The 12,521-nt window shown below is 34.4% G+C and carries 5 protein-coding genes; 4 read left to right on the top strand and 1 reads right to left on the bottom strand.

The genetic code is table 11. The features are described from left to right. Positions 1-25: 25 nt before the first annotated feature. From DM444_RS10145 to DM444_RS10130, 4 genes are all read left to right on the top strand, one after another. Positions 26-1,360 (top strand): TolC family protein, encoded by a 1,335-nt coding sequence (locus DM444_RS10145; protein WP_111286223.1) that lies wholly within the window; start codon positions 26-28, stop codon positions 1,358-1,360. A 9-nt stretch (positions 1,361-1,369) separates the two neighbouring features. Next, positions 1,370-2,437 carry an efflux RND transporter periplasmic adaptor subunit gene (locus DM444_RS10140; RefSeq protein WP_111286221.1) on the top strand — a complete coding sequence of 356 codons (1,068 nt, stop codon included), beginning with the start codon at positions 1,370-1,372 and terminating at the stop codon, positions 2,435-2,437. A 70-nt stretch (positions 2,438-2,507) separates the two neighbouring features. After that, positions 2,508-5,684: an efflux RND transporter permease subunit gene (locus DM444_RS10135; protein ID WP_111286219.1), complete on the top strand. Its 3,177-nt coding sequence runs from the start codon at positions 2,508-2,510 to the stop codon at positions 5,682-5,684. A gap of 285 nt (positions 5,685-5,969) precedes the next feature. Continuing rightward, on the top strand, positions 5,970-7,220 hold the full coding sequence (locus tag DM444_RS10130; RefSeq protein WP_111286446.1) for a TCR/Tet family MFS transporter: 1,251 nt from the start codon (positions 5,970-5,972) through the stop codon (positions 7,218-7,220). Positions 7,221-7,271: 51 nt separating this feature from the next. Here the strand turns inward: DM444_RS10130 and DM444_RS10125 are convergent, their stop codons facing one another. Further along, the gene (locus DM444_RS10125; RefSeq protein WP_111286217.1) at positions 7,272-12,449 is read right to left on the bottom strand and encodes a T9SS type A sorting domain-containing protein; all 5,178 of its coding nucleotides are present in this window, start codon (positions 12,447-12,449) and stop codon (positions 7,272-7,274) included. Positions 12,450-12,521: the final 72 nt, after the last annotated feature.

Below are 12,521 nucleotides of genomic sequence, written 5' to 3'. Positions count from 1 at the left end.
AATTAAAATAAATATTTAACTACTTATGAAAAGAATCTTTCTTATAGTTTTGTGTACAATAGGCTTGTCTGCCGGCGCACAAACCACTACTTTAACTCTGAAAGACGCAGTCAATTATGCGCTTCAAAATAAAGCTGATGCAAAAAAAGCAAAACTTCAGGTTGAAAATAGTGAGTACCAAATTCAAGAAATACGTTCGAGAGCTTTGCCACAAATTAGTGCAAATGGAAATCTAACTTATAATCCAGTAATTCAAACAACAGTTATTGATGGAGCAGCTTTTGGTGCGCCAGGAACTACAATTCAAGCGGCTTTTGGTCAAAAATGGACATCAACTGCGGGAGTTTCTTTGACTCAAGCTTTGTTTGATCAATCAGTTTTTACAGGTTTAAGAGCAGCAAAAACAACGCGTGAGTTCTATCAAATAAACGATCAATTAACAGAAGAACAAGTTATTGAAAGAGTTGCAAATAACTATTATTCAGTTTATGTGCAACGCGAAAGATTGATTTTATTAGACAGTAACTATGTGAATACACAAAAAGTTCGTGATATTGTTCAAGGTCAGTTTGATAACGGTTTAGCTAAAAAAATTGATTTAGACCGTATTATTGTAAAAATGTCTAACATTGATACAGATCGTCAACAGGTTAAAAACCAGATCGAGTTACAGGAAAATGCATTAAAGTTTTATATGGGTATGCCTATCGAAACTCAAATCGATATGCCAAAAGAAGAATTTGAAGTAGTTCCTGCAGCTTTAACACAAGAGCCAAATATTGAAAACAGAACAGAATATTTGCTTTTGAAAAAACAAGAAGAACTTTTAGTATTCAATAAAAAAGCTGTTGAAGCTGGATATTATCCTACACTTTCATTATCTGCAGGTTACAATTATATGGGACAAGGACCTGAAATGCCTTGGTTTGCAAAACCAGAAAAAGGAGTTTACTGGTCAGATTTCTCTGCAATTGCTTTAAACTTACACGTGCCAATCTTTACAGGTTTCGGAACTCGTGCAAAAGTAAGACAGGCTGATATTCAAATCAGAGAACTTCAAGAAGATATTAAAGACACTAAACTTTCTCTTGATTTAGATTATAGAAATGCAATGGCACAGATTAATAATAATCTTGTAACTATTGAAAACCAAAGAGAAAATATGCGTTTAGCGTTAGAAATTCTAAGCAACACCAAAAATAATTACTTTCAAGGGTTAGCATCTTTAACCGATTTATTAGATGCAGAAAATGCATCACTTGAAGCTCAAAATAACTTTACAAGAGCAGTTTTAAATTATAAAATTGCCGAAATATCTCTAATCAAATCAAAAGGCGAACTTAAATCTCTTATTAAATAACTAATTACAATGAAGAAAACTATTATAACAATCGTAATCATAATTGCATCTCTGGGTGTAATTGGATATATCTTAAATAATAATAAGAAGAAGAATAAAGAAAAAACAGATATCGTTGCTGAGAAAAACGCTGCTGTTTCTGTAAAAGTTTCAGAAGTTAAAACAGAAGAAATTTCATTGGATTTCGTTGCAAATGGAAACTTTCAACCTATTCAACAATTAACTTTTTCTGCAGAAAAATCTGGAAAAGTAATTAGTGTTTTAGCTAAAGAAGGTGACTATGTAAGAGTTGGTCAAACTTTATTGACAGTTCGTGGAGACGTAATCAATGTAAATGCGCAACAAGCACAGGCTGTATATGCAAATGCAAAATCAGATTATGCTAGATATGAGAATGCTTATAAAACTGGCGGAGTTACAAAACAACAATTAGATCAGGCTAAATTAGCTTTAACAAATGCTCAGGCAAACTTAACTCAGGCAAATATTAATGTTGGAGATACTAAAGTAAAAGCGCCAATCAATGGATTTATCAATAAAAAATATATTGAGCCAGGATCTATTTTAGCTGGAATGCCTGCAACTGCATTGTTTGATATTGTAAACGTTTCTAAATTGAAATTGGCTGTTACAGTAAACGAAACTCAAGTTGCTAGTTTAAAAGTTGGAAACCAAATTAACGTAACGGCTAGTGTTTACCCTGATAAAACGTTCTCTGGAAAAATTACTTTCATTGCTTCAAAAGCAGATGAGTCTTTAAACTTCCCAGTTGAAATCGAAATCACAAACAATTCTAACAACGACCTAAAAGCGGGTATGTACGGAACAGCAAATTTTGCTTCAAACCAACAAAAACAGCACCTTATGGTTGTACCTAGAAATGCTTTCGTAGGAAGTGTAAGCAGTAACGAAATCTTCGTAGCTGAAAACGGTGTCGCTAAATTGAAAAAAGTAACTGCTGGTAGAATTTTAGGAGATCAAGTAGAAATCATTAACGGATTATCTGATGGAGAAAAAGTAATTACTACAGGTCAGATTAACTTACAAGACGGAAATACAGTAGAAATTATTAAATAATTTAAAGCATTAAGCTATAGGCTGTAAGCATAAGCTTATTGCCTAAAGCCTAAAGCCTAAAGCAACAAATATGAAATTAGCCGAAATATCCATAAAACGTCCGTCGTTGGTAATTGTATTGTTTACAATTCTGACTCTTGGTGGATTGTTCAGTTACAGCCAATTAGGCTATGAGCTGATCCCGAAATTTGAACAAAACGTTATTACAATTTCTACGATTTATCCTGGAGCTTCTCCAAGTGAGGTAGAAAATACAGTTACAAAGAAAATTGAGGATGCGATTGCTTCCTTAGAAAATGTCAAGAAAATTGATTCGAAATCATACGAAAGTTTATCTATTGTTTCGATTACATTGACATCAAATGCAAAAGTCGATTTCTCTTTAAATGATGCGCAGCGTAAAATCAACGCCATTATTAGTGATTTGCCAGACGACGTAAAAACGCCAGCTTTGACTAAGTTCTCGCTGAGTGATTTACCAATTATGACGCTTGGTGCCAACGGAAAAATGGATGAAGCTGAATTTTATGACTTAATTGACAAAAAAATTGCTCCTATTTTATCTCGTGTACAAGGTGTTGCTCAGGTAAATATTATTGGTGGTTCTGAGCGTGAGATTCAGGTCAATCTTGATGCTGTAAAAATGCAAGGTTACGGACTTTCAGTTCCTCAAGTCCAGCAAACTATTTTAAGTTCTAACTTAGATTTCCCAACAGGTAACATTCAAACTCGTAACCAAAAAATATTAATTCGTTTAGCGGGTAAATATAAAAGTGTTGAAGAATTAAGAAACTTAGTGGTTTCTTCTCAAAACGGAATTCAAATTCGTTTAGGTGAAATTGCTGACGTTCAGGATACACAGAAAATTGCTGAAAAGATTTCTCGTGTAGATCAAAAAAGTGCCATTGTATTACAGATTATCAAACAGTCTGACGCCAATGCGGTTGCGGTAAGTGAGCAATTATTAAAAACAATTGCAACTCTAGAAAAAGATTATAAAGTAAATCAGTTAAAATTAGAAGTAGCAAAAGATAGTACAATCTTTACTTTAGAAGCAGCAGATTCTGTTGTACACGATTTATTAATTGCGGTTGTTTTGGTTGCTTTTGTAATGTTGTTCTTCTTACATAGTATTAGAAACTCGTTGATCGTAATGGTTTCTATTCCGGCATCGTTAATTGCAACTTTCATCGGAATTTATTTAATGGGATATACCTTAAACTTAATGAGTTTATTAGGATTATCTTTGGTTGTAGGTATTCTGGTCGATGACGCGATCGTGGTACTTGAGAATATTTACAGGCACATGGAAATGGGTAAAAGCCGAATTCGTGCATCGTATGATGGAACAGCTGAAATTGGTGGAACCGTAACTTCTATTACTTTAGTAATTGTGGTTGTATTCTTGCCTATCGCGATGAGTTCTGGATTGGTTTCTAATATTATTACGCAATTCTGTGTTACGGTAATTATATCAACGATGTTATCTCTTTTAGCTTCGTTTACTATTATTCCTTGGTTGTCTTCTCGTTTTGGAAAATTAGAGCACATTGAAGGAAAGAATTTATTCGGAAGAATAATCCTTGGTTTCGAAAGCTATTTAACACGTTTTACGGACTGGGTTTCTCATTTATTAACTTGGTGTTTAGATCATTATATTAAAACTTTTGTAGTAGTAATTATTTTATTCTTCGCTTCAACAGTTGGATTAATGGGTGGAGGTTTCATCGGAGGAGAGTTCTTTGCTTCTTCTGATAGTGGAGAGTTCTTAGTTCAAATCGAAATGCCAAAAGATGCTTCGTTAGAACAAACAAACTTTATGACTCAAAAAGCTGAGGCTTATTTGAAATCTCAGGAATATGTTCACAGCCAAATTACAACGGTTGGACAAACTTCTGAAGGTTTTGGAGCGTCTCAAGCTACTGCTTATAAAGCTGAGATTGACGTAAAAATGATCGAACAAAAAGATCGTACAGATGATGCGAATGTTTACGCAGCAAAAATCAAACGTAAATTGGAGAAAGTTTTAGTTGGAGCAAAAGTAAAAACAGTTCCTGTAGGTATCTTAGGTACAGCCGAAGATGCAACTTTAGGATTAATTGTTACTGGTCCTTCAACAGAAGCAGCAATGGCTTTTGCAAAACAGGCTGAAGCTGAATTACGTACAATTCCTGGAACAACTGAGATCAAATTAACGGTTGAAGACGGAAACCCTGAAATTAACGTAAAAGTAGACCGTGATAAAATGGCTGCTTTAGGATTAACACTTCAGACAGTTGGTTTAACCATGCAAACTGCTTTTAGTGGAAATACAGACGGTAAATATAGAGCTGGTGAATACGAATACGATATCAACATTAGATACAATGCTTTTGACAGAAAAAGTATTGCTGACGTTAGTAATTTGATTTTCGTAAACACAGCTGGACAACAAATTAAATTATCACAATTTGCTGATATTACAGAAGGTTCTGGACCTAGCCAGTTAGAGCGTAGAGATAAATCTGCGTCTGTAACCGTAAAAGGACAAAACGTTGGGGTTCCATCTGGAACAATTGTACAGCAATGGCAAGTGAAATTAGATAAATTGAAAAAACCTGCAGGTGTAAACTATATCTGGGGTGGAGATCAAGAAAACCAATCAGAAGGTTTTGGTACTTTAGGAATCGCTTTATTAGCCGCTATTATTTTGGTTTATCTTGTAATGGTGAGTTTGTACGACAGTTTCGCGCATCCATTCGTAGTATTGTTTGCAATTCCACTTTCGTTTATTGGAGCGATGTTAGCTCTTGCATTAACAAACAACTCGTTAAATATCTTTACCATTTTAGGTATTATCATGTTGATTGGTCTGGTATGTAAGAATGCGATCATGCTTGTCGATTATACGAACCAAAGAAGAGCAGCGGGAGAATCTATTAGAACGGCTTTAATTCAAGCCAACCACGCACGTTTACGTCCGATCTTGATGACAACAATTGCGATGGTATTTGGTATGTTCCCAATTGCATTGGCATCTGGAGCTGGAGCTGAGTGGAAAAACGGATTGGCTTGGGTAATTATTGGAGGTTTGATTTCTTCTTTATTCCTAACCTTGATTGTGGTTCCTGTAATTTATAATATTATGGAGAAATTAATTCATAAATTCTCTAAAGGAGAAAAAATCGATTACGAAGCTGAAATGGTTGCCGATTATACGCCAACTGAATTAAGCGAAGACGGTTTTAATCCAAAACATACTCATTAATAGTTTTAATTTTTGATAGAAATTCCAAAGTCCGAAATTGGAATTTCAAAATGAAAAATCCCAAGTTCCTTTAAATTGGAATTTGGGATTTTTTTAATTCAGTCTAAAAATATTTCACGCAGATTTTACAGATTTTGGCAGATTAATTAGAAAAGATCTGTGTGTATCTGCGTGAAAAAATATATCAGTTTTAATTTCCAATTCGAAGTTCTTCAAATTGGAATTTGGGATTTTTTATTGTTAATTGAAAAATCTGTTTATTTGCATCACCTTACAAAACATATTATGCTACAAAAAGATAAGTCTGCCGCGATTGGTTTTATTTTCATAACCATGTTAATTGACATTACAGGATGGGGAATTATCATTCCTGTGATTCCAAAATTGATCGAAGAATTGATTCATGGAGACATTAGTGAAGCCGCAAAAATAGGTGGCTGGTTAACTTTCGCGTATGCGATAACTCAATTCGTTTTTGCTCCTGTAATTGGAAATTTAAGTGATAAATTTGGAAGAAGACCAATTATTTTAATTTCCCTTTTCGGATTTTCGTTAGATTATCTTTTATTGGCATTTTCACCAACGATTATTTGGCTTTTTATCGGAAGGATTATTGCTGGAGTTACCGGAGCAAGTATTACTACAGCTTCTGCATACATTGCCGATGTCAGTACTGCAGAAAACAGAGCTAAAAACTTCGGATTAGTCGGTGCAGCTTTCGGATTAGGATTCATCATCGGACCAGTTATTGGCGGACTTTTAGGTCAATATGGATCTCGAGTTCCTTTTTATGCAGCAGCCATTTTATGTATGGTAAACTTTCTGTACGGATTTTTCATTTTACCAGAATCGCTTAAAAAAGAAAACCGCAGACCTTTTGACTGGAGACGTGCCAATCCAATTGGAGCGATTTTAGGATTAAAAAAACATCCAACTTTAATTGGTTTAATTGCAGCAATATTTCTTTTGTATGTAGGTTCTCATGCCGTACAAAGCAACTGGAGTTTCTTTACGATTTACCAATTCAAATGGGACGAAAGAATGATCGGAATTTCATTAGGAATAATCGGTTTATTGGTTGGAGTTGTACAAGGAGGATTGGTTCGTTACATCAATCCGAAAATCGGAAATGAGAAAAGTATTTATATTGGTTTAGCTTTATATACAATTGGAATGCTGTTGTTTGCTTTTGCAACCGAAAGCTGGATGATGTTTGTGTTTTTAATTCCGTATTGCCTTGGCGGAATTGCAGGACCAGCTTTGCAGTCAGTTGTTGCAAGTAAAGTTGCTCCGAGTGAACAAGGAGAAATTCAGGGAACTTTGACCAGTTTAATGAGTGCTTCTTCTATTATTGGTCCCCCAATGATGGCCAATACATTTTACTTTTTTACTCATAACGATGCGCCTTTTAAATTTGCTGGAGCGCCTTTTATTTTGGGTGGATTTTTAATGTTATTGAGTACAGTTGTAGCTTATTTTTCGTTGAAAAAACATGCCGTTTCAAAAACAGAAATTAATCGGCAAGAAATAGAATAATAAAAAAGCCTTCATTGTTTAGATGAAGGCTTTTTTATTGCATTTGAAAAATTATCGTTTAATCAATTTTATTGTCTTTTGCTGATTTTCAGATTTTACTTTTAAAAGGTAAAGACCACTCGAAAGATTTGAGAAATCAATTTCAGAATGTATATCATTTATTGTTTTGAATAAAACAGATGTTCCAGAAACTGATATAATTTCAATATCATTGATTATTGAATTATTTTTAATGGTTAAAATATCTTTCACCGGATTAGGATAGAATTGGAAAGAAACCAAATTAAAATCAGGAGCAGAAAGAGAACCGTTTACCTTAGCCGTTACAGCAAGACGTTCTTTACTTTCGATTCCATTAATAGTCTGTGAAGCATAATATGTAGTTCCATTGACCAAAACAGTTGTTAATGGTAAAGGAGTTTCATTGGTTTTACTTGTTTTTCCTGCAGAAGAATTTGGAGTACTATACCATTTAATGTCTTCTCCTTCAACAATTAAATCTGCTAGAGTTTGGCCTTCTTTAAATTCTACAGTCAGATTACTCTGTCCATTTACTGTTGGAGCGACTGGATCAACAACAGCATTTATGATTACAACGCATCCATATAAATCAGAAGTAATAATGCTATACGAACCTGGCGATAAATTAGAAAAAGTATTATTTGATGAAAACTGATTCAAATTTGGAGAAATAGCATATCTATAACCTCCGTTTCCACCTGTGGCATTTACAGTAATATTTTGGTTTTGCACTGTTGTTGTGACTGCTAATGCATTAGGTTCAGTTATAGTAACTATCATAGTAGAAGAGCAGTTATTACTATCTTTTACTGTTACAACATAGTTGCCAGCGGAAAGATTAAAAAAGCTATTGTTAGATTGATAAGCGCTTCCGTTTAATGAATAGATGTAAGGAGCTTTTCCTCCAGAAGCTATTACTTGTATCGCAGCATTATTACTTCCTTTACAATATACAGGAGAAGTGATAGACGCTGTAACAACCACAGGACTTACAGGTGCTAAAGAAGCAGAAAGGGTAATTGTAGCATCTGAAGCATCTTTAACTTTAATAGTATAAGTTCCCGCACTTAAATTTGAAGCTATATTCGAAGTGCCATAAGTAATTCCACCATCAAAAGAATATTGATGAGGATATTTACCTCCTGCAGCATTTATAATAATAGTCCCTAAGGCTGTACAAGTAATAGGGGTAATCATAAGAGTGCCAAAAAGCGTTTGTGACGTGATTGTTATTCCAGATTTACTTGTGATACATCCATTTGCATCCTTCACTTCAATAGTATATTGTCCAATCGATAAATTGTCAAAAATGTTAGAACTTTGAGGAGAAATTATTAGTGAACCATTTGCATTTTTCAATGAATATAAATAAGGAGCAGTCCCACCAGAAGGAGTAACTGTTATTTTTCCATCGTTACTATTAACATTGGTGCTATTTGAAGCAGTATTATTTATAACTAAAAGATCTGGCTGTGTTACTAGCGCTGTCGATGAAATAATGCATCCAAGAGCGTCTTTTACATTGATAGTATATTGTCCAGCAGACAAAGCAGTAAAAACGTTATTGGAACTATATATACTATTGTTTATCGAATAAATATACGGAGCTTCTCCTCCGGTAGCTGTTACAGTTATTGATCCGCTATTATCATTGAAACAGTTTGTCGTGGTTGTAGTAACATCTACAATTACTGAAGACGGTGTCGTTAAGGTCACACTATTATCGTAATCTATAGTTCCTGCTGCATCTTTTACCCAAACAGTATAAAGTCCCGCAGATAAATTGCTAAAAATATTGCTTGATTGGTAAGTTGTTCCACCATTAATAGAATATTCGTATGGAGCCTGACCTCCTGATGCAGCAATTGAAATCGTTCCGCTATTAGTTGTACAATCTATTGCTTTTATAATAGTGGCTTGTGCTGTTAGGGCATTTGGATCTGGAATAGAGAAACTAACAGCAAATCCAAAACAGCCAAAAGAATCATAAACGGATATAATATTATTTGATCCATGAAGGTTGGTAAAAACATTGCTAGACTGTAATTCTCCGTCGTTAAGTGAATAAAGGTAAGTACCGCTTCCGCCACTTAGATTAACAACAGTTGCCGTTGTTCCTTCGAAAGTAATATATCCTTTGATTTTCGTTGGTTCTGCTATTGTGTAAGGTAGAGTGAAAATACAGTCATTTGCATCTTTTACTTTAATAATATAATTTCCAGATAAAACTTCGTCGAACTTGTTGCTATTTGTGTAGATATCATTGTTTAGCGAATATTGATAAGGAGCTTTCCCTCCCGAAGCAATAATTGTAATCGAACCCTTTTCATATCTACATAATATCGGCGTATTTGTAGCAGTTGCGCTTAAGTTAGCAAGAGGTTCAACTACCAAACTATTTGAATTTGAAATACAATTATTGCTGTCTTTTACAATTATTGAATAAACTCCCGCCAGAGCATTAGAAAAAGTATTGCTGCTGATGTAAGTACTTCCATTATCGAAAGAGTATAAATATGGAGCTTGTCCTCCCGTTGCAAAAACCGTTATTATTCCATTGCTAAGACAATCTATTGTTTTTGTAAGTACTGCTGTTGTTACTAAAGGTGCAGGAGCAATTAAAGTAATTGTTATAGATGTTTCAGAATTTTCAGCATCCTTAACCTTAATCAAATAATTGCCAGGTAATTCTTGAAAAGTATTAGAAACACTATAAGTGGCTCCATTGTCAATAGAATAAGTATATGGTGCAGTTCCTCCAGTAGCATTGACTGTAATTGTTCCATAAGGATTGTTACATGTCGGTTGAGTAGTAACGGTAGCTGCCGCTGAAAGCGTGTTGGTTTTATTAATAATTGAAATATTAGTTTGTGTGGTAAAACATCCATTAGAATCTTTTACCTGAACGCCATATAATCCAGATTTTAAACCATTAAAAATATTTGAAGTTTGAAAAAAAACAGCAGGCAGTCCGTTTTCATCTGTCAATGCGTAGGTATAAGGAGGAACTCCTCCCGTCGCATTAACTGTTATTGTCCCATCATTATCGGCAATAGAGGTTGAGTTTGTTGTACTTACTGTTGGCACTATAACATTCGGCTGATCTATATTTACAGCGAAAGAACTAAGACATCCGTTTGCATCTTTTACGGTTACATTATAAAAGCCAGCTGCTAAACCTGTAAAGGTATTAGCTGAACTATAACTGTTGCCAATTGAATAAACGTATGGAGCTTTTCCGCCAGTTACACTTGCGGTTATGATTCCATCATTGGCTTGAAAACAACTCAGATTGGTTTTTGTAAGAACTATTATTGGATAACTAGTAGGCGAAATGATTAAATTGTTTGCAATAGCTAATGTGCCATTAGCATCTTTTACAATTATTGAATAAGTTCCTGCAACTAAATTGGTAAAAACATTAGATGTCTGAAAAGTTACTCCATTTTTAGAATAAGTATATGGAGCTATTCCCCCAGATGCCGTAACAACTATTTCTGCATCACTCATACAATCGATCTCTTTGGCAATTGTAGCTACAGATGTAAGCGGACTTGCGATTTCAGCTGAAAAGCTTACTGGTTCGCAATTATTAGAATCCTTTACTCTCACTCTATGTAATCCAGGAGTAACATTGGTAAAAACATTATTAGTTTGAAAATTACCGTTATCTATTGCATAAAAATAAGATCCAGTTCCTCCTTTTGCATCGATAATTGATATAGTATTTCCATCAATTACCATTTCTGCGTCTACAACTGCTGGTTCAGTAATCGTGTACGGAAGTGTATTTTCACAGCCTGTAGCATCGATAACCTTAACGATATAATTTCCTGTTTTAAGATCGCTAAATACATTATTGCTTGTTATAGCACCATTATTTATTGAATATTGATAAGATGCTTGCCCTCCTGTCGCTGTGACTGTCAGCGAAGTTTTTTCACCCCAGCATAATATTGGCGTGTTAGTAACTGCTATCGCCAACGGAGGTGTTGGAGGTTGTACATTATTAGATAAAAAGGCTGAAACACAACCTTTGCTGTCTTTAATTAGGAAAACGTAATTGCCAGGAGCCAAATTGCTAAAAACATTGTTATTAGTAAAAGTTTGTCCATTATCAATAGAATAAAGATATGGACCTTGACCAGATGTTGCCTGAACACGAATTGATGCACTGCTGCAACTTGTAGCGCCAGTAACCAATGCAACACCAGTTACAGCAATAAGCGGAGGTACAGTCACTGAAGTTGGACCCGAAACCGTATTCAAAGCATCCTTAACAATTATTGAGTAAGTACCAGCACTTAGATTGTTAAAAGTACTGTATGGCTGATAGTTAAGTCCATTATCTATTGAATAATAATAAGGTAATTGGCCGCCTGAAGCATTTGCAGTTATTACAGCATTATTACCATTTCCAGCGCAATATAATTCTTGAGTAAGCGCTGCGGTAACAACTAAATAAGGAGCAATAATTGCATTTACTACCGTGCCACATCCTTCAGCATCGCGAACTCTAACAGTATAATTGCCAGGAGCTACAGTTGTAAAAACATTACTAGATTGATAATTTATTCCATCTAATGAATATTGATAAGCACCAGTTCCTCCAGTAGCTGAAACAATTATTACATTTTGATTCACAATTGCAGAAGTAGCAACTACAGCTGTAGGCTCAGTAATGGTATGACTAATTGAAGTCATACATCCAAAAATATTGTCCATAACTCTTATGTTATAAACGCCTGGAGCAATATTCGGGTAATAATCTTGATTTGTAAAAGAACCTCCATTTAAAGAATATGAATACGAACCATTTCCACCAGAGGCATTTATCGATAAAGATGCCGTGTCTCCTTTGCATAAAATAGGTTTGTGTGAAGCACTTACAACTATCGTTGGAAATGTAGTCAGATTAAAATAATTGGTAGTAATAATACCATTATTATCAATTCTTCCATAAATTTTCATTGTACCAATTGTACCTATATAAGTAGTTGGATTTGCAATTGCATTTGTATTGTTTAATGCATCAGCCTCACTTAAAAAATAAGTAACAGTTGTTTGAGCAGGATTTAAATTGCCAATAAAATCTGCATTAAGTATAGTTAAATTGAAAGATTCATTGCCACAAGTCGAAACAGAGGCAACTTGAGCAAAAAAAAGATTGGTAAACAATAAAAGAAAACAAAGTAGAGTTTTTTTCATAGTATTAGATTTGTTAAAATGGCTCAACAAATATAATTAAAAAACCCAGCCTCTAAATATTATAATATAAAT

It is taken from the genome of Flavobacterium ginsenosidimutans, from assembly GCF_003254625.1.
In the GTDB taxonomy this organism is placed as follows: Bacteria; Bacteroidota; Bacteroidia; order Flavobacteriales; family Flavobacteriaceae; genus Flavobacterium; species Flavobacterium ginsenosidimutans.
The sequence above is the reverse complement of the archived record's forward strand: the minus strand, read 5'-3'. Positions and strand labels throughout refer to the sequence as shown.

What these genes read in the sequence shown, in the direction of transcription:
- DM444_RS10125 (WP_111286217.1), bottom strand. Translation starts at nt 12,449, where the DNA reads ATGAAAAAAACTCTACTTTGTTTTCTTTTATTGTTTACCAATCTTTTT.
- DM444_RS10135 (WP_111286219.1), top strand. Translation starts at nt 2,508, where the DNA reads ATGAAATTAGCCGAAATATCCATAAAACGTCCGTCGTTGGTAATTGTA.
- DM444_RS10130 (WP_111286446.1), top strand. Translation starts at nt 5,970, where the DNA reads ATGCTACAAAAAGATAAGTCTGCCGCGATTGGTTTTATTTTCATAACC.
- DM444_RS10140 (WP_111286221.1), top strand. Translation starts at nt 1,370, where the DNA reads ATGAAGAAAACTATTATAACAATCGTAATCATAATTGCATCTCTGGGT.
- DM444_RS10145 (WP_111286223.1), top strand. Translation starts at nt 26, where the DNA reads ATGAAAAGAATCTTTCTTATAGTTTTGTGTACAATAGGCTTGTCTGCC.